At 62.4% G+C, this 21,476-nt stretch carries 21 protein-coding genes and 1 tRNA gene; 8 read left to right on the forward strand and 14 right to left on the reverse strand.

Annotation, left to right across the window (positions count from 1 at the left end):
- Window positions 1–8: 8 nt before the first annotated feature.
- The 7 genes from algG to yaaA form a co-directional block, all read right to left on the reverse strand.
- Window positions 9–1,544 (reverse strand): mannuronan 5-epimerase AlgG, encoded by a 1,536-nt coding sequence (gene algG, locus PCLY_RS16300; RefSeq protein WP_061240679.1) that lies wholly within the window; start codon window positions 1,542–1,544, stop codon window positions 9–11.
- 11 nt (window positions 1,545–1,555) lie between these two features.
- Window positions 1,556–2,995 (reverse strand): alginate export family protein, encoded by a 1,440-nt coding sequence (locus tag PCLY_RS16305; protein WP_061240710.1) that lies wholly within the window; start codon window positions 2,993–2,995, stop codon window positions 1,556–1,558.
- Between the two features lie 14 nt (window positions 2,996–3,009).
- Window positions 3,010–4,386, reverse strand: coding sequence for an alginate biosynthesis TPR repeat lipoprotein AlgK (algK, locus tag PCLY_RS16310; RefSeq protein ID WP_082768090.1), 1,377 nt, complete (start codon window positions 4,384–4,386; stop codon window positions 3,010–3,012).
- Between the two features lie 10 nt (window positions 4,387–4,396).
- Entirely contained in the window at window positions 4,397–5,560 is a 1,164-nt protein-coding gene (locus PCLY_RS16315; RefSeq protein WP_061240680.1) for an alginate biosynthesis protein Alg44, read from the reverse strand.
- Between the two features lie 26 nt (window positions 5,561–5,586).
- On the reverse strand, window positions 5,587–7,068 hold the full coding sequence (gene alg8 / locus PCLY_RS16320) for a mannuronan synthase (RefSeq protein WP_061240681.1): 1,482 nt from the start codon (window positions 7,066–7,068) through the stop codon (window positions 5,587–5,589).
- A gap of 51 nt (window positions 7,069–7,119) precedes the next feature.
- Window positions 7,120–8,430, reverse strand: coding sequence for a GDP-mannose 6-dehydrogenase (gene algD, locus PCLY_RS16325; RefSeq protein ID WP_061240682.1), 1,311 nt, complete (start codon window positions 8,428–8,430; stop codon window positions 7,120–7,122).
- 707 nt (window positions 8,431–9,137) lie between these two features.
- A complete protein-coding gene (gene yaaA / locus PCLY_RS16330; RefSeq protein WP_061240683.1) occupies window positions 9,138–9,917 on the reverse strand; it encodes a peroxide stress protein YaaA in 780 nt (259 codons plus the stop codon).
- Window positions 9,918–10,339: 422 nt separating this feature from the next.
- Here yaaA and PCLY_RS16335 point away from each other — a divergent pair, with 422 nt between their 5' ends.
- The 4 genes from PCLY_RS16335 to moaE all read left to right on the forward strand — a co-directional run bounded on the left by PCLY_RS16335 (window position 10,340) and on the right by moaE (window position 13,279).
- Window positions 10,340–11,731, forward strand: a complete 1,392-nt coding sequence (locus PCLY_RS16335; RefSeq protein ID WP_061240684.1) for a PhoH family protein — start codon at window positions 10,340–10,342, stop codon at window positions 11,729–11,731.
- 240 nt (window positions 11,732–11,971) lie between these two features.
- A complete protein-coding gene (gene moaC / locus PCLY_RS16340; protein WP_061240685.1) occupies window positions 11,972–12,448 on the forward strand; it encodes a cyclic pyranopterin monophosphate synthase MoaC in 477 nt (158 codons plus the stop codon).
- A complete protein-coding gene (locus PCLY_RS16345; protein WP_061240686.1) occupies window positions 12,445–12,687 on the forward strand; it encodes a MoaD/ThiS family protein in 243 nt (80 codons plus the stop codon). Before moaC ends, PCLY_RS16345 begins: the two co-directional genes overlap by 4 nt.
- A gap of 136 nt (window positions 12,688–12,823) precedes the next feature.
- Window positions 12,824–13,279 carry a molybdopterin synthase catalytic subunit MoaE gene (moaE, locus tag PCLY_RS16350; RefSeq protein ID WP_061240687.1) on the forward strand — a complete coding sequence of 152 codons (456 nt, stop codon included), beginning with the start codon at window positions 12,824–12,826 and terminating at the stop codon, window positions 13,277–13,279.
- Between the two features lie 43 nt (window positions 13,280–13,322).
- Here the strand turns inward: moaE and PCLY_RS25050 are convergent, their stop codons facing one another.
- Complete coding sequence (locus PCLY_RS25050; RefSeq protein WP_003459472.1) at window positions 13,323–13,487, reverse strand: hypothetical protein; 165 nt, start codon at window positions 13,485–13,487, stop codon at window positions 13,323–13,325.
- Window positions 13,488–13,659: 172 nt separating this feature from the next.
- Here PCLY_RS25050 and PCLY_RS16355 point away from each other — a divergent pair, with 172 nt between their 5' ends.
- Together PCLY_RS16355 and PCLY_RS16360 are read left to right on the forward strand one after the other, a co-directional pair.
- On the forward strand, window positions 13,660–15,576 hold the full coding sequence (locus PCLY_RS16355) for a bifunctional metallophosphatase/5'-nucleotidase (RefSeq protein WP_061240688.1): 1,917 nt from the start codon (window positions 13,660–13,662) through the stop codon (window positions 15,574–15,576).
- 243 nt (window positions 15,577–15,819) lie between these two features.
- A complete protein-coding gene (locus tag PCLY_RS16360; protein WP_061240689.1) occupies window positions 15,820–16,734 on the forward strand; it encodes a DMT family transporter in 915 nt (304 codons plus the stop codon).
- A 79-nt stretch (window positions 16,735–16,813) separates the two neighbouring features.
- Here the strand turns inward: PCLY_RS16360 and PCLY_RS16365 are convergent, their stop codons facing one another.
- Window positions 16,814–17,260, reverse strand: coding sequence for a hypothetical protein (locus PCLY_RS16365; RefSeq protein ID WP_061240690.1), 447 nt, complete (start codon window positions 17,258–17,260; stop codon window positions 16,814–16,816).
- Window positions 17,261–17,282: 22 nt separating this feature from the next.
- Complete coding sequence (locus PCLY_RS25055; protein ID WP_178096055.1) at window positions 17,283–17,447, reverse strand: hypothetical protein; 165 nt, start codon at window positions 17,445–17,447, stop codon at window positions 17,283–17,285.
- A gap of 137 nt (window positions 17,448–17,584) precedes the next feature.
- On the opposite strand from PCLY_RS25055, the gene PCLY_RS16370 reads away from it, so the two are divergent.
- The gene (locus tag PCLY_RS16370; RefSeq protein WP_061240691.1) at window positions 17,585–17,941 is read left to right on the forward strand and encodes an excalibur calcium-binding domain-containing protein; all 357 of its coding nucleotides are present in this window, start codon (window positions 17,585–17,587) and stop codon (window positions 17,939–17,941) included.
- Here the strand turns inward: PCLY_RS16370 and PCLY_RS16375 are convergent.
- Window positions 17,938–18,165: a hypothetical protein gene (locus PCLY_RS16375; protein WP_061240711.1), complete on the reverse strand. Its 228-nt coding sequence runs from the start codon at window positions 18,163–18,165 to the stop codon at window positions 17,938–17,940. The two genes, PCLY_RS16370 and PCLY_RS16375, sit on opposite strands and share 4 nt — an antisense overlap.
- A gap of 223 nt (window positions 18,166–18,388) precedes the next feature.
- Here PCLY_RS16375 and PCLY_RS16380 point away from each other — a divergent pair.
- Window positions 18,389–18,465 (forward strand) — tRNA-Met (locus PCLY_RS16380).
- A gap of 64 nt (window positions 18,466–18,529) precedes the next feature.
- Here the strand turns inward: PCLY_RS16380 and PCLY_RS16385 are convergent.
- The 3 genes from PCLY_RS16385 to PCLY_RS16395 form a co-directional block, all read right to left on the reverse strand.
- Window positions 18,530–18,967 carry a hypothetical protein gene (locus tag PCLY_RS16385; protein WP_156458612.1) on the reverse strand — a complete coding sequence of 146 codons (438 nt, stop codon included), beginning with the start codon at window positions 18,965–18,967 and terminating at the stop codon, window positions 18,530–18,532.
- 64 nt (window positions 18,968–19,031) lie between these two features.
- Entirely contained in the window at window positions 19,032–20,027 is a 996-nt protein-coding gene (locus tag PCLY_RS16390; protein WP_061240693.1) for a phage integrase, read from the reverse strand.
- Window positions 20,024–21,301, reverse strand: a complete 1,278-nt coding sequence (locus PCLY_RS16395; protein ID WP_061240694.1) for a hypothetical protein — start codon at window positions 21,299–21,301, stop codon at window positions 20,024–20,026. Before PCLY_RS16395 ends, PCLY_RS16390 begins: the two co-directional genes overlap by 4 nt.
- Window positions 21,302–21,476: the final 175 nt, after the last annotated feature.

Raw genomic sequence — 21,476 nt, forward strand, 5'->3', positions numbered from 1 at the left:
AGGCCTCGTCAGTTGGTCATCGGCTCGGGCTCGATCGGGTCGATGAGCACGGGCAGGCGCTGGCGCACCATGAGGTCAAGGATTTCGTCCTGCTTCTCGCCGAGGATGCCGGCGAGCTGGATACCGGCGCTCTTGCGCGGCGCGAGCATCTTCACGCGGTACAGCTCGACCGACAGCGGCGAGTCGATATTGATCGGGCTGGAGCCGTTACCGGCCAGGGTGCCGCCGACGATGATCATCGAGATCTTGGTGTCGAACGGGTCGAGCTTGAGGTCGCGGTCGGTGTCGGACAGATCCTTGATGTGGCCGTACACGCCGGTGAGCTGGTTCATCGCCGAGAGGTTGTCGTAGAGGCGGATGTTCTCGCTGTTGCGGATGCGGATGCCGTGGCGCTGGTTGCGCATTACCTGGTTGCCCCACAGCAGGTTGTCGCCGCTCTCGTACAGGGTGATGCCGTCGGAGTGGTTGCCGTGCACGCGGTTGTAGGCGATCAGATTGCGTTCGCTGTTACGGTCGATGACCACACCGGAGAGCTTGTTGTCGTAGCTCTCGTTGTTGATGATCCAGCTGTCGTTGACCTCGCGGGAGATGATGATGCCGTGCTTCTTCTTGGTGCCGTACACGGTGTTCTCGGCGATGATCAGGCCGTGCGAGCGGTCGTGCGGGTCGATGCCGTAGACGATGTTGTCGCGGTAGGTGTTGCCCTTGATCACCACGTTCTGCGCTTCGTAGCAGTAGAAGCCGTACCAGTGGTCGACGAACTCCGAGTCGATCAGCCAGCCGGTCGGCTCCGGGCGTTGCAGGCGCTCGTGCATGTTCGGCGTGTACTGGGTGATCGATACGCCATAGGACTTGGAGTTGTCGTAGCCCAGGCTGGTCAGCACGCTACCGGCGATGTACAGCTCGCTGCCGCCCCAGGACACCAGGAACGGGCGGAATTCCTTGCCGTTGTCACGCATGGTCGCCGGGCCGTTGTCGGCCTCGCGCCAGGCGGTGACGCGGGTGTCGGTGAGGAACATCAGGCCATCGTTGACCAGGAACGAGCCGCGCTCCTGCGACAGGCGCAGCTCACGGGTTTCCTTGCCCACGTGCAGCGTCGCGCCTTCGGCCACGACGATGGGCAGGCGGGCGATGTATACGCCCGGCTGCTGCTCGGCGAACTGGCTGTCGGGCAGGGCCTTGGCCAGGTCCTGAGGGGTGACCAGACCACCTTCGATGAAGATCGCCTGGGGCATGCCCTGCTGGCGCTTGATCCATTCACGGAGGCGCTCGTTGCCGCCGGTGAAGTCTTTCAGCGCGTCCTGGCGCAGCATGCGCCGAACGACCACCTGGCCTTTCTCGCCTTGTGGAATCTTCGCCAGCACGGCCTCCTTGGTGTAGCCGGACAGGTCCGGCAGCTTCGGAGCTTCCAAGTGCAGCTCGTCTGCCGGTGCGCTGCGCACGCGGTAGTCGAACTGGTGCTGTATCGGGTTGGCCTGGGCCAGCGGCGCCGTGAGGCACAGCGCGCTGAGCAGCAGGGGTAGGGCTAAACCGTTGGGTTGCATGATCCGATCCCTCAGAAGCGCCAGATGAAGTCGACGAAGGCGCGGTGCATCACCGAGTCGGTGCCGCTGCCGTAGGCGTCGCCCGGCAGGAACACGCCGGCGCGCAGGCGTACCAGGGCCGAACGCTCGTCCAGTTGTTCGGCGACGGCCGCCGGCAGCAGGCCCTGCTTGAAGTAGCGGGTCAGCACCAGGTCGACTTCCTGACCGATGTCTTTTTCGCCAGCCACCAGCGGTGCGGTGATGCCGCTGTCGCCGACATCCTGGTCGCCATCGACGCGCCAGAAACGGTGGTAGACCAGGCTGGCGTCGTAGTCCTCGTTCAGCTCCCAGGAGCTGAAGGCGCTGGCCACCTGCAGGTTGGAAAGTTCGCCGCGGAAGGCCTCGCCGTAACGGTGCAGGCGCGACTGGACGCCGGTGAAGTTGGCGCGGTTGCTTTCCAGACCGGTCTGCATGAACTGGTGCGATTCGCTTTCATCGCCACCGCCGCTACCACGGGAGTAGGCGGCACCGACCTTCCAGTGCTCGTCGAGTTCGTAGCGCAGGCCCAGATCCACGGCCCAGGCGTCGACGTCCTGGCTGCGCGAGCCGGTGGCCAGACGTTCGTCGCCCACCACCTGCTGCTGCAGCTGGTCGGTGTCGCCCTTGAGCCAGGTGAACTGCGCCCAGTAGGCGAGACGGTTGCGCGAATCGCGCTCGAAGAAGCCGCCATCGGCATGCAGGCCGAACCAGGTCAGGTCACCGGTGTAGCGTTTGCTCAGCTCGTCGATGCGCTCGCCGGGGTTGGCCAGGTGGCCGTCGTCGCGGCTGTGGTGCAGGTTGGCGCCGATGCGGTGGCCGGGCGTCCACTGGTAGTCGAGGCCGGCGAAGTAGTGACGGCGATCCTCGTCCTCGGGGGCCAGGTCATCGAGGTCGGTGCGGTAGTCGGAGAAGCGCTCGGCGACCCCGGCAGTGGCTTGCAGCAAGGTGGTATCGAACTGCCATTGCACGGCTTCGATATTGCTGTCCCACCAGGCGCCGTCGGTGCTGCGCAGGCGCTGGCGACCCACACGCAGGTGCTCGCCCGGGTAGGCGGTGAGGCCGGCGTAGTCGACCCAGAACTCGCGCATGGCCAGGTAGCTCTTGTCCGGCTGGCGCGCATCGCTGCGCTGCGTGCTGTCTTCGCCGTCGTCCTGCAGCGGGTCGGTTTCGATGGTGTCGGTGGCGGTGACCGCCTGGCCCATGGCGAAGGCGCTCCAGTCACCGCGCTGGCCATAGACCCAGGGGCGCAGATCGAGGCCGATGCCGTTTACGTCGCCACCGTCACGGGTGCCGAGGTCGCGGTCGTCTTCCGATTGCGCGGTGATCTTCACATCCAGGCCGAAGTTCTTCGGCGCATCCGCCGCCCAGGCCGCGCTGGCTGCCAGCAGGCTGGCGCTCAGGCCCAGCTGGCTGACGATCTTGTTCAACTGCATGCGTGAATCCTTGTTCATGGCTGGCTCGCCTGCAGGGCGGCCTGCTGCTGCAGGACGATGCCGCGTGCATCGCGCTCTTCACGCAGCAGGCGTTGGCCTTCGGCCAGTTGTGCCGGGGTCAGGTTCGCGGTCACCGCGTGGGCCAGCTCGATGGTCGGCGGCGTGTTGCGCGGCAGGGCCAGTTGGCTGAATACGTAGGCGTTGACCGGGTTGGGCTTGACCCCACGGCCCTGGCTGAACATCTGCGCCAGGGCGAAGTCGGCGCTGAGCTGACCGGCGCGCGCGGCACTGAGCAGGTGATCGAGAGCTTTTTGCGCGTAGACCTCGCCGAGGTAGCCGCGCAGGTAGATCTGCCCCAGGTAGTAATTGGCGCTGGGCTCACTCGGCGCCGCCTTGCGCAGGTGCTCTTCGGCTTTCTTCGGCTGCTGCGGCAGCAGCTTGCCTTCGTAGTACAGGCGTCCGAGCAGCAGTTCGGCGCGTGGCAGGGCAGCGTCGCGGCCCTTGTCCAGGTAACCGAGCAGGGTGTCGGTATCGCCCTGTCCCGGATAGTCGTAGAGCAGGCGCGCGAGGCTGACCCAGGCGGCCGGGTAGTTCGGCGCGATGGCTTCGAGCAGGTCCTGCGCCAGCTGCGGTTGCGGCTGGCCCAGCTCAGGATCGCTGAGGACCTGGGCCACGGACTCGACCTGATTGGGCGAAACGTTACCGACGCGATAACCCGCCAGCAGTTGCTCGATCAGTACCTGGCGGTCGTCTTCGCGGTTCTGCTTCTGGTACACCGTGGCCAGTTCGGCGTAGCAGGCGTCGTTGCTGGCCAGGCGAGCCTGGCAGATGCGCTCGATCTCACCCAGGTGCTGGTCGTAGGTGCCATCGGTGCGATACAGAAGAATCTGCGCCAGTTCTGCCTGCGGCAGACCCTGCTGGCGCCAGTCTTGGATACGTTGCGCGAGGTTCATGGCGGGAAAGTCCTGTGGGTAGAACAGGTAGAGTTCGGTCAGCGGCAGCAGCGCGCTCGGCTCGCGAGCCTGCGCTGCACTCTCCAGCAGCTCGGCGGCTTCCTTGCGCTCGGCCAGGGTGCTGCCGGGCTTGCGCACCAGCAGCTTGCCGAGGCGCGCCTTGGCACGCGGCGAGCCGTCCAGGGCCTGGCGGTAGATGCGCTCGGCCTCATCCAGATCCTGGGTCTGGCCGCCTGCTGCGTAGATGTCGGCCAGGCCGATCTGCGCGCCGCTGTAACCCATCTCGGCAAGCTGGCGAAAATGCCACTCGGCCGTCTGCTGGTCGCCACTTTGCAGGGCTTCGCGGGCCAGGCGCTCATCCGGCAGGCCGGCGCAACCGGCCAGCGTGGCGCTGACGGCAAGGCCGAGCAGGGCAGGGCGAAGTAGGGGCATGCTCACGGCGATCTCCTTATCGACCTGCCGCGACGGCGCGATCGACCAGCCAGTCCAGCGACGGGCCACGGTCGATGACCACGTCCACCGGTTGCCCGGCGAGGCTGGCTGGCAGGGTTTCCTCGGGCTGGATCACCACGCGGATGTCCGAGCTCAGGCCACCGTCATGCAGCGCGCTGCTGACGATCTCACCACGCCGCGACTGGTCTTCGCCCGCCACCTTGAAGGTCACCGGGGTGCCAGGGCGTGCCTGTTCCAGGTGGCGGTAGGGGAAGCTGGCGCTGACGGTGGCGATGCCGTCCTGTGGCACCAGTTCGAAGATCACGTCGCCCTTGCTGGCGAACTGGCCGTCGGCCACCAGCTGGCGGGAGATCTTGCAGTTGCACGGGCTGGTCAGGGTGCCTTGCATCTCGCGGGCGAACAGCGCTTCGATCTGGCTCGGCTCGAGCTGGTCGTCGCCCAGATGGCCTTTGAGCATTTCCAGCATGCTGGTGGTGAAGGTGGCAATCGGCGCGCCTTTCTCGACGATGCCGTCGGGTTGCGCCAGGCTCTGCACGCTGCCTTCACGCGGCATGGTCACCTGCAGCGCCGGCAGGCTGATCTGCGCCGACTGCGCGTGGGTGACGAAGTACAGGCCGTAGATCGATTTGCCGATGTAGCCGAAGGCGGCCAGGCCGATGAGGAAGATGGCGCCGCTGAAGGTCACGGCGCGCAGGCGGCCGAACATACCCATACCACCGCTGCCGCCGTTCTTGCGCGCCTTGGTGAAGTTGTCGCGCTGCAGGATGTGCAGCACTTCGCCGACGTTGACCAGCTCGCCGGCCAGGTGGCTGCTGATCAGGTGGCGCAGGGCTGCGGTCTCGCGGGCGCCGACGCCATGGAACTGGCAGCCGACGCGGTTGTGCTCGGGCTGCACCGAGTTGACCTGAAATTCCACGTCCAGGCCCAGCACCATGCTGTCGAGCTGGAACTGCAACTGGCCGCGATGGAAGTCGCCGACCTTGTGCGTGGTCTTTTCGTTGGTGAAGCTGAAGCCGCCGGCAGAGACATCCTGCAGGCGCGCATCGATGCGCTCGCCCTTGGCATTGGTGAAGCGCAGACGCCCCGGCAGTTTGACGCGGGCGTGCTGGCGCTGGGCCTCGGACTCATGGACGACGTTGTGATTGGCGACGGAGTTCATGGTGGCTATTTCCTATTCGAGTACGGTCAAACCAGCGCCAGCAGCGCGGCGATGAAGACACAGGAGGCAGAGAAGGTCATGGCACGCGATGACCAGCTGTTGAACCAATTGGCGAAGCTGGACAGGCCGCGATTGAGCTTGGTGTTCTGGCGCGTCCAGGACTGCTGGTCGAGGCGGAAGAACACGTAGATCTTCACCAGCGCACCGACGATCTGGTTGTAATAGAGCAGCGCCGGGTAGGCCGGGCCGATACGGTGCCCGGAGAGCATCAGCAGCAGGGTCAGGATCAGCCGCGTGCAACCGATCCACAGCAGGTAGATCAGCAGGTACATCAGGCTGTACTTGATGCTGGCGATGATCGCCACGCACAGGCCGAGGATGCAGGTCCACATCGACACACGCTGGTCGAACAGCACCAGGCTGGTGAAGGCGCCGAGGCGACCCATGCCCAGACGCAGGGCGCGCGAGTTCTGCCGCAGGTTGTTGCCGTACCAGCGGAACATCAGCTTGCGGCTGGCCTTGATGAAGCTCTTCTCCGGCGGGTGCTCGACCGTGTTGATCGCTGCATCCGGCACGTAGAAGGTGTCGAAGCCCAGGCGCATCAGGCTGTACCAGCTGGACTTGTCGTCACCGGTGAGGAACTGGAAGCGGCCGAGGCGCCAGTGCTCCAGGTGATCGCTTTCCACGTCGGTGATGAACTCGGGGTTGGTCACCACGCTGGCGCGGAACACCGACATGCGCCCGGTCATGGTCAGTACGCGCTTGGAGAGCGCCATCGAGCACATGTTGAGGTGGCGCTGAGCGAAGCGCAGCTTGTGCCACTCGCTCATGATGTAGCTGCCGCGTACCTCGCAGAACTCGTTGGTGGTCAGGCCGCCGACGTTGGGGAAGAGCTTGAACCAGGGCACGCACTTGCGTACCACCTGCGGCTCGAGCACGGTGTCGCCGTCGATCACCGCCACCACCGCATCGCGGTCCGGCATCTGCCGGGAAATGGCGCGGAAACCGTGGGCCAGGCCGTCACGCTTGCCGGTGCCGGGAATGCGCACGATGTCCAGGCTGACATGCGCCGGCGGCTCGGCCTGGGCCCAGAGGTTCTTGATCAGCAACTCGTCGGACAGCTCGACGATCGAGCACACCACGGTAGTCGGGTAGCCGCAGTCGATCGCTTCGCGGATCACCGAGCGGTAGACCATTGCTGTGGTCAGCGCCTCGATGCGGAAGCTGGTGACCATCAGAAAGACATGAGAGGGGTCGGCGTCCTTGCCGAGTTTTTTAACCTTGCGGCGATACCAGGGATAGACCAGGTAAAGGAACAGGCAGCCGCGCACGAAGTGCATGGCCCCCATGGAGTAGCGCCAGATGCCGACGATACCGATGAGCAGGAGGAAGTCCCGCGACTCGGGGTCGAACACCGTGCGTGGCAGGGCCAGTGCCAGAAGCATCAGCAGGCTGAGATAGAGCATCCAGCCGCTGGCTTGGTTGAGGCCGTTCTTGAGCTTATCCATATGCGCCTCCGGGTACCTGCACGCGCGGGGCGTGCAGGTACGCTCGGGTCCTTACCAGCAGATGCCTTCGGTCACGCCATTGCTGGCGTGAGGCATGAAACCGACCAGGTCGATCACCCGTTTGCCGCTCGGCGCCTGCTCGGCCAGCTTGGCGAAGCGCTCGTCGCTGTTGCCCAGGACGATGATGTCGGCCTTGGCCACCACGTCGTCCAGGTCGCTGTTGAGCAGCGAGGAAACGTGCGGGATCTTCGACTCGATGTAGTCCTTGTTGGCGCCGTGAACACGGGCGTACTCGACGTTGCGGTCGTAGATGCTCAGGTCGAAACCCTTGCCGATGAGCATTTCCGCCAGTTCCACCTGCGGGCTTTCACGCAGGTCATCGGTGCCGGCCTTGAAGCTCAGGCCGAGCAGGGCGACCTTGCGCGAGTGATGGCTGGCGATGATGTCGAAGGCCTTCTGCACCTGGGCGGCGTTGCTGCGCATCAGCGAGCCGATCAGCGGAGCTTCCACGTCCAGGCTGCCGGCGCGGTAGTTCAGGGCGCGCACGTCCTTGGGCAGGCAGGAGCCGCCGAAGGCGAAGCCGGGCTTCATGTAGTACTTGGAGAGGTTGAGCTTGTGATCCTGGCAGACCACATCCATCACTTCGCGGCCATCGACGCCGACGGCCTTGGCGATGTTGCCGATCTCGTTGGCGAAGGTGACCTTGGCTGCGTGCCAGACGTTGCAGGTGTACTTGATCATCTCGGCGACTTCGATGTCCTTGCGGATGATCGGGGCGTCGAGCTCTTCGTAGATGCTGGCCAGCAGGTCGCCGGAGGCGGTGTCCAGCTCACCGATGACGGTCATCGGCGGGAAGTCGTAGTCCTTGATCGCGGTGCTTTCACGGAGGAACTCGGGGTTCACCGCCAGGCCGAAATCGACGCCGGCCTTCTTGCCCGAGCAGTCTTCGAGAATTGGCAGTACCACGTTCTTGGCAGTACCCGGCAGCACGGTGCTGCGTACCACCACGGTGTGGCGCTCGCTCTTGTCGCGCATGGCCATGCCGATTTCACGGCAAACGCCTTCGATGTAGTTCAGTTCCAGGTCGCCGTTCTTCTTGCTCGGCGTGCCGACGCAGATAAACGATACATCGCTTTCCAGAACCGCAGCGGCGACGTCGGTGGTGCCACGCAGGCGACCCTGACGCAGACCCTGTTGCAGCAGTTCTTCCAGGCCCGGTTCGACGATGGGCGATTTGCCGTTATTGATCAGGTCGATCTTGTTCGCGGAGATATCCACGCCAATCACATCGTGACCACGTGCCGACAAACAGCCGGCACAGACGGCACCTACATAACCCAAACCGAAGATACTGATTCGCATGGTATTCACCTCGTCCGTTCGATGCAGTTTCAAATACTGGCCATTTGGCCAAAACTAATCCGTGAACTTGCTTTTTTAAGATGAGCAAGTTCATTCAGGCATAAGTAGGTTAGGGCGCCGGAAGTGGCACCAAATGCGGGCCTTTATATAAACAGGTGGCCCTTTGATATGTTTGCTTTGGCCTTGCTTGAGGCCTCTATCTCGGTACTCTGGCGGGTTGCTAAATCTCCCTGTGAAACACGCTAACTTTCGTCGGGGCGAAGCTGTCCGGCGAAAGTTAATTCGCTATTTGGCAGGTTCAGTGGTTGAGAAAGTTATGTATTGAAATGTGTTACGGGCTGTATGAGTGGCGGCCCTTTCGGATAGTTCCTACCGTTCGTCCTGTAGCTGAACCGGAGCTGAACGGCTAAATTGATTGCAATATAATGGCAAGTTGCAAAATGCATGATGGCAATATGTGCATTAATGCGCTTGCAACTATCCGATAACTAAGTAGCGCAATAAGTTCGCAAGGAAATGAAGTTGCGCTGAAACTGTGATGCCAAACAGGTTTTGAGAAGCAAACGCAGCGGCGAGGGAATTTTTGTCAGGCGCAGCGCTCAGGGCGCAACGAAGCGGCAGGGCCGGTAAGGAGGGGATCGGCAAGCGCAGTGGCCGAACCCATGCAGCAGCCGATGAGCGGTGCATGGGCTCGGCGGGATGAGGGGTCAGTCTTGCGCCTGGTCGCGCAGGAAAACCAGGCTGTCGGCCTTGGAGTGCTCGGCCGAGTAGCGGTAGCCCTGGTAGTTGAAGTCCTTCAGGCCTTCGGGGTTGCTCAGGCGCTCCTTGATCACGTAGCGCGCCATCAGGCCACGGGCCTTCTTGGCGTAGAAGCTGATGATCTTGTACTGGCCGTTCTTCAGGTCCTTGAACTCGGTGTCGATGATGCGTGCGTTCAAGGCCTTGCGCTTGACCGCGCCGAAGTACTCGTTGGACGCCAGGTTGAGCAGCACGTCATCGCCCTGCGCGGCCAGTGCGTCGTTCAGCCAGCCGCTGATGCGCTCGCCCCAGAATGCGTAGAGATCCTTGCCGCGGCCGTTGGCCAGTTTGGTGCCCATCTCCAGGCGATAGGCCTGCATCAGATCGAGCGGACGCAGCACGCCGTACAAGCCGGAGAGCATGCGCAGGTGGGCCTGGGCGAAATCGAAGTCGTCTTCGGAGAAATCCTCGGCATTGAGGCCGGTGTACACGTCGCCCTTGAACGCCAGCAGCGCCTGCTTGGCATTGGATGGGTTGAACGGCCGCTCCCAGCTGCCGAAGCGCGCGGCATTGAGGCCGGCGAGTTTGTCCGACAGGCCCATCAGCTTGGCGATCTGTGCCGGGCTGAAGTCGCGTAGTTGGGCGATCAGTTCCTGGGCATGGTCGAGGTGTTCGGGTTGGGTGAAGCGCGGGGTGGCGGGTGGCGTCTCGTAGTCGAGAGTCTTGGCCGGTGAAATCACCATCAGCATGTGCGGAGTCTCCAGAAAGCGTGACGGCGATTCTAGAGGCCAGGGATCGGCAAGACCACCTATCGGGGCGATTGAGCGCAGCCACTGCACCTGATTGGCGCGCGGTGCTGCAAGTAGGGGCGGGGGTAGGTGCGAATTGCAGCAGGTAGGACTTCGGACTGTAACGGGGTGCTGGCAGCACGCCAAGCACTATCTGTCGCCTTCGCAAATAAACCTGTTTGTCGGAAAAAAAACGTTTTTCTGTCATGTGAATTGGAGTAATAAAAAAGCAAGACCGCCGAAACCTGCAGACAGGTGGCGGCCATTGGCCCTCACCTTGCTTGCCACCTTTCGGCCCCGACCTGAAAAAGTCGGCGGTCTCTGTCCGGCGCAGCACCGCTCAGGTATTGCGTCGCCTGGCTACTACAAGAAGGTGACCGAGTATGGATGACCACGGACGCTCCAAGCCCACCGCTCCAACCCTCTACGCCCTCGACACCAATGTTCTGATCCACGATCCCAACGCCTTGCTCAACTTCGAAGAACACCACGTCGCCATCCCGATGACGGTGTTGGAGGAACTCGACAAACTGAAGTCTGGCAAGCACGGCGTCGCCGCCGAGTGTCGTCAGGCCATCCGCCTGATCGATCAGATTCTCGCAGGTGCCGAACCCGAGGACGTCGAGTACGGGGTACCCATCCAGCGCGGCAAGAGCGGCCCTTGCGGTCGTCTTTCCATTCTCATGAGCAAAAGCGCGGCGCCGGTGACCTGGCTGCCGGAGAACCTCAACGACAACAAGATCATCAACCAGCTGGTGGAGCTGAAAACCCGCAACCCTGGGCTGTCCGTGGTGTTGGTGACCAAGGACATCAACATGCGCCTGAAGGCGCGCGCTTGTGGTATCGACGCCGAGGACTACCACACCGACCAACTGGTCGATGACGTCTCGCTGCTGTCGAAGGGGTATCACGACATGCCCGGCTCGTTCTGGGATCGCGTGAGCAAGGTCGACACCCGTCAGGACCACGGCCGCACCTGGCACCGCGTGCAACTGACCGACAACCTGCCGGCCGTTCACGTCAACGAGTTCATTCTCGACGAGCAAGGCTTCGTTGGCTGGATCAAGGCGATCAAGGGTGACGAGCTGGTGATCCTCGATATGCACCAGGAGCCGCTGCTGCATCAGGAAGCCTGGGGCCTGAAGCCGCGCGACATCCATCAGGCGCTGGCGCTGTTCGCGCTGCTCGACCCGGACATCCATCTGGTCAACCTGTCCGGCGCAGCCGGCTCCGGCAAGACCATTCTGGCGCTGGCCGCGGCCATCGAGCAGACCATGGTCAGCAAGCGCTACCGGCGCATCATCGCCACTCGCAGTGTGCAGGGGCTGGATCAGGAAATCGGTTTCCTGCCTGGCACCGAGGCGGAGAAGATGGAGCCCTGGCTCGGCGCGATTACCGACAACCTCGAAGCGCTGCATATGGAGGACGAGAGCACCCACGGCAGCGTCGACTACATCCTGCAGAAGGTGCCGCTGCAGTTCAAATCGCTCAACTACATCCGCGGGCGCAGCTTCCAGCAGAGCCTGATCCTCATCGACGAATGCCAGAACCTCACCCCGCACCAGATGAAGACCATCATCACCCGTGCCGGCAACGGCTCGAAGGTGGTGTGCCTGGGCAACTTGGCGCAGATCGACACTCCCTACCTGTCGGCGCCCAGCTCGGGCCTGACCTACCTGACCGAACGCTTCAAGGACTTCCCGCACGGCGTGCACATCACCCTGCAAGGCGTGCCGCGCTCGATCCTCGCGGAGTACGCGGAAACCCACATGTAACCCACCCATCAGGCGTATAAGCACTCGCGCCCCTGCTCGCAAGAGCAGGGGCGTTTCTGCATCTATATCCGGGTCAATTGTCGTACACCGTGCAGGCGCGGATTTATCCGCGATTATCCCGGCTGAAGCCGCTCCTACAGAAACAAGGTGGGTGTCGGCATGCGCCGCGGCATCTTTTTATGCCTGCCATACCCTGACTCGCGGGTTTACAATCAGCCGATTCCCGCCAGGAGCTTTCCCGTGCTGACCCACCTCGATTCCCAAGGCCGCGCGCACATGGTCGACGTCACTGACAAGGCGACCACCTTCCGCGAAGCCACTGCCGAAGCACGCGTGCGCATGCTGCCGGCCACCCTGCAGATGATCGTCGCCGACGAGCACCCCAAGGGCGACGTGTTCGCCGTGGCGCGTATCGCCGGCATCCAGGCCGCGAAGAAAACCAGCGATCTGATCCCGCTGTGCCATCCGCTGATGCTCACCGGAGTCAAGGTCGAGCTGCGCGCGGAAGGCGACGATGCCGTGCATATCACCGCGCGCTGCAAACTGTCCGGGCAAACCGGTGTCGAGATGGAAGCACTGACGGCCGCCAGCGTCGCCGCGCTGACCATCTATGACATGTGCAAGGCCGTGGATCGCGGCATGGTCATCGAGCAGGTGCGCCTGCTGGAGAAACTCGGCGGCAAGAGCGGTCATTACAAGCTGGAGGAGCAAGCATGATCCGCGTGCAGTATTTCGCCCGTTACCGTGAAACCCTGGGCCGTGACGACGAACAACTCAGCGGCGACTTCGCCACCCTCGACGACCTGCGCCTGCACCTGGTCGCCCGTGGCGGCGAATGGGAGGTGCTGGGCGAGCAGAACCTGATGTGCGCGCGCAACCAGGAGCTGTGCAGCCTCGACGAGCCGCTGGAAGAAGGCGATGAAGTGGCCTTCTTCCCCACCGTGACCGGTGGTTGATGATGCTGTCAGCCGCTGCTCCGCGTTCGTTGTCGCGGCTGCAGCCCCTCCCACAGATCAGTGACACCGTAGGGTGGGCCGGGCGGCGTTCCGTTTTAGCCCACCGCTCCAAAGCACTACCGAACGGACATATCGCATGACCATCCGCGTCCAGGCCCAACCCTTCGACCCCGGTACCGAACTCAACGCCCTGCATGCCGCCAATCTTGGTATCGGCGCGGTAGTCACCTTCGTCGGCTACGTGCGGGATTTCAATGACGGCCGCGAAGTCGGTGGCATGTTCCTCGAGCACTTCCCCGGCATGACCGAGAAAGCCCTGGCCAAGATCGCCGACGATGCGCGTGAGCGCTGGCCGCTGTTGGGCATCGAGATCATCCACCGTATCGGTCGCCTGGAGCCGGGCGAGCCCATCGTCTTCGTCGGCACCAGCAGCGCCCATCGGCAGGCATCGTTCGATGCCTGCAACTTCATCATGGATTATCTGAAGACCCGCGCGCCGTTCTGGAAGAAGGAAGACACCCGCGAAGGCCCGCGCTGGGTCGAGGGTCGCAGCAGTGACCAGAGCGCCGCCGAGCGCTGGCAGAAACCCTAGGGCTTAAGTCGCCCGGCGCATCCTGCGTCGGCACGAGCGCTGCCTACGCCAGCGCCAGGTGTACCCGCAGGGCTATCGGCACCAGCATCAGCAATACGCCCAGGCCCAGCACGCGGACGCCCCATTCGTGCTCGCGAAAGTTGAAGCCGACGCCCAGCAACAGAAAGCCGCCGATCAGCAGCATCAGCATCAGGTGATAGTGGTCCATGGCTCTTCTCCACTTCGCTGTCCTGATTACAGCCTAGTCCCTCCGTCTGGCTTGGGGGTGATCTGGAGCAATCAATGCCTGACTCGATTGGCGACAAACGGCGTCTCGATTGGTCGCTGTCGGGCGTCATGGCCTGCTCCATACTGTGCGCAGTCATCGTCAAGGACCGTCCATGCGCCTGTTCCCCTCACTCCTGCTCGCCGGCCTGCTGGCCGCCACGCCGCTGGTTGCCGCCGAGCGCAGTTTCACCATCCTGCACAGCAACGACTGGCAGTCGCGCCTGCTCGGTTTTGGCCCCAACAACGAATACACCCCGGCAACGGCGAACGATGACGATACCGTCGGCGGTGTCGCACGCCTGGCCACGTTATTGAAGGCGCGCCGCGCCGCAGCTGGTGTAGAACCTGTGCTGCTGCTCGATGGCGGCGACTTCACCATGGGCACGCTGTTTCACACCATCGCCCGCGAGATGGGCAGCGAATTGCGCCTGATGAGCGAGCTGGGCTATGACGCCGCGGTGATCGGCAACCACGAGTTCGATTTTCGTCCGGCAGGCCTGGCAGCGATGATCAGCGCCGCGCACAAGGCCAAGGGCGACGCTCTGGTGCCGTTGCTGTCGAGCAACATGCGCTTCGATCCGGCCAGCAAGGCCGACGACAGTCTTCAGGCGCACGTCGAGGCCGGGCGCATCCTGCCGTACAAGCTGATCGAGCGCGGTGGCATCCGTTTCGGCCTGTTCGGGCTGCTCGGCAACGACGCCGTGGCAGTCAGCCCGATGATCAAGCCGCTGACCTTCGCCGACCCGGTCGCCACCGCCAGGGAAACCGTGGCCAAGCTGCGCGAGGAGGGCGCCGAAGTGGTCATCCTGCTGTCGCACATGGGCGTCACCCAGCAGGCCGATGGCAGCTGGCGCGGCGAGGACGTGGAGCTGGTCGAGCAGGTGCCAGGTATCGACATTGTCGTCGGCGGTCACTCGCATGTGGCCCTGCCGCAGCCGGTGCTGGTGGGCGGACACACCCCGGTGGTGCAGGCCGGTTCGGAAATCCAGTACCTCGGCGAACTGCGCATGATCCTCGGCGACGACGGCGTGCCGCGCGTGCGTGACTACCGCCTGCATCCGGTCAACGACAGTATCGTTGGCGACGCCGTCATCACCACCAGGGTGGAAGGTTTCAAACAGGTGGTCAGCGAGCGCATGCTCACGCCCAAGGGCTACCGTTTCGACCAGCCGCTGGCCAAGGTCGAGCAGAGCCTGGGCCGCGATTTCACCGATCAGACCCTGGCCAACCTTGTGACCGATGCGCTGCGTCACGCGGTGGATGCCGACCTGGCCTTCACCGGCAACGGCACCATTCGCGACGACCTGCTCAAGGGCCGCAATGGCGTGCAGGACGTCTCTGACCTGTTCCGCATCGCCCCGCTGGGCATCGGTGAGTTCGACGACGAGCCCGGTTACCCGATGATCAAGGCCTACGTCAGCGCGCGCGAAATCAAATCGCTGCTGGAGGTGCTGCTGCTCGCCTATCAACTGCGCGACAGCCAGAGCTACTACCCGCGGGTTGCCGGCGTGCGTTTCACCTACAACCCCTGGCGCGTGCCGTTCGACCGCGTCAGTCGTATCGAGATTGGTGATGCGGTCAACGGCTACCGCGATCTGGACCTCGACGACACGCGCCTCTACAGCATCGGCGCCACCAGTTACGTCGGCAGCTTCACCTGGCTGGTGCCGGAGTTGACCCAGGGCCTGCTCGACGTAATCCCCAAGGACGCCGAGGGCCGCCCGCTGCCGCGTATCGAAGACGCCATCGTCGACCAGGACCCGGCCAGGGCAGGTGTGCAGGAACTCAAGGAGTGGCAGGCGCTGCTCGACCACATTCGTAGCCTGCCGGATCTCGACGGCGATGGCCTGGCCGACATTCCCACCACCGGCGTGGCGGCCGAAGAGCGCATGATCCGCGCGCCAAGCCTGCATCCGGCCGAGCTGTTCCGTCTGGCCGGGCCGCTGCAGTGGGGCGTCAGCGGGGTGATCTTCGCCTGCGTGCTGCTGATTCTCTGGCTGCTCAGTCGCCGGCTGCGGCGCAGGCGTTAGCGCGCAGGGGCACTGTGCGCCGGTCCAGCTGCATGGCGGTTGCGCTGTGTACTGAGCTGGGCCGGCGCCCCACGATCATCCACGCCCGCAACCTTGCCAAGCATTGCCTGCCTCCGTATGGTGCAAAGCCGACTGATTCGGAAGCTACGCAATGATCGCTCAGCACTGCCTGCTCGGTGACCGTGCTCAACCGTCCAACCCCCGCTCGGATGAATGCTGCGCCACGGGTGCGGCGCTGCCCCTATGAACGCACTCAATCACTCGCGCCCGCTGGCGCTGTTCGGCCTGCTGCTGGCCAACCTCTGCTGGTCCGGCAACGCCCTGGTGGCGCGCGCCTTCGCCGGTGAGATCGCTCCGTTCACCCTGTCGTTCTGGCGCTGGTGCCTGGCGTTGGCGCTGTTGTTGCCCTTCGTCGCGCTGCCGCTGTGGCGTCATCGCGCAGCCCTCTACCATGCGGGCTGGCGTTTGCTGGTGCTCGGCGGCCTGGGGATCGCCGGCTACAACTCGCTGCTCTATAGCGCAGCGCAGACCACCGCGGCGATCAACATTTCGCTGGTCAACACCTGCCTACCGCTGGTGACCTTCATCGGCGCCGGGCTGCTGCTCAACGAATGGCCGGCGCGCCGCGCCTGGTGGGGCATGCTGGTGGCCGTGGCGGGTTTGGCGGTATTGATCAGTCACGGCCAGTGGAGCCGCATCACTAGCCTGTCGTTCAACCAGGGCGACCTGATCATGTTGCTGGCGGTGGTCGACTGGGCGTTGTATTCGCTGCTGCTGCGGCGCTGGGCGGCGTACCTGCAACCGATTCCGCCGCTGGCGCTGCTGGGCGTGTTCATCCTGCTCGGCGTGCCGCTGATCCTGCCCTTCTATCTATATGAGTTGAGCCAGGGCGCGCATCTGGCGCTCAACGTCGCCAACCTCTCGGCCGTCGCCTACACCGCGGTATTCGCCTCGCTGCTGGCCTACCTGGCCTGGAACCACGGCATCCGCGTGATCGGTGCGGCCAAGGCGGCGCTGACCAACTACGTGATGCCGGTATTCACCGCGCTATTGGGCTGGGTGCTGTTGAACGAGAGTCTGCAGGTCTATCACTGGCTGGGCGCCGCGATGATCTTCGGCGGCCTGCTGCTGGCCACGCGGCCAGGCAAAAGCGTCTAGCCGCGCAGGGTGGATCACGCTTCATCGATCCACCGTCCCCGGCGGATGAAAAGAGCGTCATCCGCCCTACGGCGATCCCTTACTCCGGCTTGAGCATCACGAAGGCTTCACCGCCTTCGCGATCGTGCATCAGGATGAACGGCTGCCCGGCGATCATCATCTTCACCGGCACCTTGCGCGGCACCGTGGTGCCGGCATTGATCGCCGCCGCGCTGAGCAACTGCCGAGTCAGGCTGTCATCCTGCTGTGGCTCGCTGGTCACCACGCATTCATGGCTGGCCTTCACCTGAATGCTCAGGCTCTTGTCCGCATTGAAGCCGATGGTGGCAAAGCCCATATCGGTCAACTCGGTGATGCCGTGCTGACGCGCGATGCGATGCGCTTCGGCAAAACTCGGCGCCGTTTGCAGGCAGATATCACGAAAGGCCTGCACCACTGGCGAGGTAACCGGCACCGGCGGCTGCGAGCCCAGGTTGGCACAGGCGCCGAGAAAGCCAAAGCTGACAAGCAAGGCGAGCTTATTCATCACATCGTTCCTTAACGAGGGTTCAGGGTTGCTGGCAAAGATCATGCCCGAGCAACTGCGAGGCCAGCCCTTTGGCGAGATAGGTCTCCACCACACGGCCATCGCTGCACTCGGTCTTGTGGCCGATGGCAAAACCGATGGAAAGCACGACGAATAGCGCCAGGCCGATATTCTGGATGGGCGTCATGGCAGGGCTCGTTTGGTAAACAATGGGGCAGGATGAAGAGGCGGGCAGGGGATGGCAAGTGCCAATGCTCAGCTCTGGATTTGTCCGCGCGGCGAGCCAATACTGGCAACCATCCGCAACAGGCAAGGGACTGTGCAATGAAGAAGCTGATCATCATTCTGCTGCTCGGCGCCGCCTTTTGGCAGTTTTATCTGAGCAAGCCTGGCAGCCCGATCATCAGCAATATTGCCAGCGATGGTTCGGTGATGGACGACCCGGTGGTCAGCCAGCCAGGTGCGTCCAACTTCTCGATGGATAGCCGGCGCCCCGCATCCTCGCTAAATCAATCTGCGTCTCAGGGGGGCGGCAACAGCTATCGCTGCGATGGTCGCACCCATTGCTCGCAGATGACGTCCTGCGCCGAAGCCACCTTCTTTCTGCGCAACTGCCCAGGCACCAGGATGGATGGCGACAATGATGGCGTGCCCTGTGAAGGGCAGTGGTGCGGGCGTTAAGGCAGCGTGATCGACATGCCACTCAATGCAACCTGGGCGATAAGCACCCAGGCAATTGCGCTGATGATACCCAGCACGCTGTAGCCGACGACGATGCCAATCGCGATCTGCTTCCACAGCCCGGCGAAGCGGTTGGGTTCGTTGCGGTAGTGTGTCGGCATGTCACGCTCGGCCCGCAGATCGTCGAAGTCGTCTCTCGCTCTCAAGGTGTTCTCCTGGTTCATGGGCCAGCGCACGGCGGCGCTGCAGCCTGCTGGAGGCGGATTTTCCGGCATCGCCCGACAGCCCCGCAAGCACCGTTCGAGCCGTTGCGAGGTAAGCCGCAGGCTCAGAAACGAGCGATTCAGCGCATCGCCACCAGGGAGGTCTAACCGCTTGATAAAACGTAAATTTATCGATGAACTGGGGTTGACAGCGGTAGGCGAGGCGCGGACAATGCGCGCCGTTGGCTACATAGCTCAGTCGGTTAGAGCGCAGCATTCATAATGCTGATGTCCCAGGTTCAAGTCCCGGTGTAGCCACCATATTTATCAAAGGGTTAGCTTAGGCTAGCCCTTTGTCATTTCTGGGGTAGTGACTACGAAGTGACTACACCCTGTCCACGTCACTTCCATGTGGCGCCATCTCAGCTTGAAGCTTTGCAAGCTGGAGCTTCGAAATCTCTAGCTGAATACGGTTTGCTTCGTCGATACGTGGCTGTACGTCCCGATGCCAGCGCCAGAAACCAAAGATCATCGACCAGAATGCCATGCCGATCAGAGCACTGAGAGAATACTTATAAACCTTCTGATCAGACTTCTGTACTTCCATAAGACGCTCTAATAGAACCTTTCTAACCTCATCTTGAGGTGAGAGCTCTTTTGCTTGTTTCAAGGCTGCAAGTTCAGGGTAGACGCGCAGGACACGATCATTATTCGCTTGGTTCACATACAGGAGGGCGCCAAGCGAAAAAATGAATACGAACAGGGAGAACAGCGCGTAGAACTTATAGATGTTGTCTGTGGGAAGCGGGATCTTACTTTCCATGTAGGACTCGAGAGGTTGTCTATTGAGGACACACATTAACCTGAGCCATACCACTTTCAGAAGCCTAGTGAGCATGAATGCTCACGCCAATCTGTGCCAACGGAGATAGCCTTAGCGCCGATTCCAGATGATCAGGCGACAAGTGTGCATAGCGCATGGTCATAGTGATGGTGGAGTGTCCGAGGATGCGTTGTAGGCCCAGGATGTCACCACCGCCCATCATGTAATGGCTGGCGAAGGTGTGCCGGAGGATGTGAGTCATCTGGCCAGGTGTGTGGAAGCCGCAGCGCTGGTAAGCAGATCGGAATGCCGACCGGCAGGGCATGAACAGCCGACCATTCCCCGGCATCCCCACCTTTAAAGCAATCTCTTCGACCTCTTTGGGGATCGGCACCGACCGGGACTGGCGGTTTTTGGTCCGGTGAAAGTGGGCCTTGCCACCGAACAGGGCACCGCGTGGCAGGGATTCCGCCTCATCCCATCGGGCACCTGTGGCCAAGCAGATCAGCGCAACCGGATAGGTATGGTTGTTGGTAGAGCGCTTGCACTCTTCCAGCAGTTGTTCAACCTGTTGCAGGGTCAGAAACGTCAGCTCGGTCTGGTCGGTTTTGATCTGACGAACCTTGGCCAACGGGTTGTTGCCGACCCAGGCACCCAAGCGGATCAGTTCGGAGAAGACCGCCGAAAGGTAGCGCTGTTCATGGTTGACGGTGTGCGGGCTGACGTCCTTGAGGCGTGTCTGGCGATAGCGTGCCCAGGCGAGTGCATCGAAGTTGGAAGCCATCGGATTGCCGAGGCGTTCGACCGTGGCCAGGGTGCGTGCAAGACGGTGCTTGGCATCTTTGAGCGAGCAGCCGTGCAGGTCATGCCAGAGCGTCACCAGATCCGACAGGCGATCATCGAGCGGCCGGCCGGTAGTGTTCAGGCTGGCGAAGAACTCCGATTCATAGCGCTGGGCTGCGGCCTTGGTCTTGAAACCCTTCTTGCGAATACGACGACCCGAGCGACCGTTTTCGTAGAAGTCAGCGGTCCAGGTGTTGCCGTCTTTCCTGGCCGTCATACAGCACGCCCCCAACGAACATGACGTTCTTCCAGGATGCCCTTAATGTGCTTATACAGCCCGTCTTCATCCATGCCTTTAGCGGCATAGTGGTCGCGGATCACCGGCCAGCACTCCCAATCCTTGAGCCGATAGAAAGCCTTTCTAGCGCCCACTCGCTCCCGTGCCAGCAGGCTGACGAAGTTTCCCAGGAATAGCTCGACGTTCTTGCCCGAGAAGCCCCGCGAGGTCTTGTATTGGCGCTTGTACTCGGTTTCGTCCACCAGGGAATCCACAGGCAGATCCACGCGCACGTCGTCACGGATCAACGTCCAAATCGGTTCGAAGTAGCCAGGGCGAGCCAGTAACTTGAACTGGCGCAGGCCATAGCGCCACAGGCCGTCTAGGTGCGGTGCGAATGCTGCGTAGCTGTTGGTTTCAATGGTCTGGCCGCTCTGCAGGTCGAAAGAGCCGGACGCGAATTGCTGGATAACCGAGTGGTGATAACGCAGCTCTACCCGCCACACGTCTTGCTCGGGGTTGTAGTTGTCCGGGTCGGCTTCGTCGAAGCTGTCGCGACGTTTCCAGACGCCTTCCCAATAATCGAGCTTGTCGATGGAACGGGCCTGTTCGGTCTTGTTATAGATACCCAGCTGCACGCCACCAGCGGAGCCAAACAGGTAGGACTGGCCTTTGCCGTAGGTGGCAGACTCCAGGGTCCACTGGATTTCCTTGATGCCGGAAATATCGCGGGCAGCACGTGCGCGGCAGTGCATACGGGCAACCAGATCAGCGGGCGGTTGCCATCCCTGCAGGTCTAGAGCGAGGTGGACGGCGCATTGGTTGCGCTCAATGTTGGTCAGGACGTGGCTGGCGTAGTAGTCGAGACGTTCCTGCAGGCGCTCGGGGCAGAACTGATCGATGGCATGCGGAGACACCTCGATTTTCAGGTGTGGGCCGATGTTCTCGATTTTGGCGTTGAAGTTCTTAACCAGCAGGATGATCCCCAAGTCAGCGTTCTGGAGCTTGTACTGGTAACCGGAATCCTTGCTGACACGACCCGAGTGCCAGCGCTGGCCAGCGAAATCGACGATGGTCCCTGGCTTGTCGAACAGACACATGATTTCCGGGCGGATCAGGCCGCGATACAACTGGCGGACGGTATCGACGCTACAGGCCAGGATTCGGACGTTGGAAAGGTCAGTTATCCGAGCAGTCATGCTGTCGAAAAACAGCCTACCGGTCGAGGTCTTCTTGAACTCACGATCTACCCGGAGTTGGTCTTTAACTGCCATTTTCTAATGCTCCAAATAGTGCCGAATCGACACGTTTAACCTTGGTTTATCTGACGTGCTACAAGGGCGTCAGCAGGCGCGTTCTGCGCGCCCGCTCGTCCCTCGCAGGCGTATGCAGAACACGCCCAGGACGCCCCGAGGGATCACCACAAGAAACGCCCCTTCTCATAGGTCA

Source organism: Ectopseudomonas composti, assembly GCF_001567565.1.
Lineage (GTDB): Bacteria > Pseudomonadota > Gammaproteobacteria > Pseudomonadales > Pseudomonadaceae > Aquipseudomonas > Aquipseudomonas composti_A.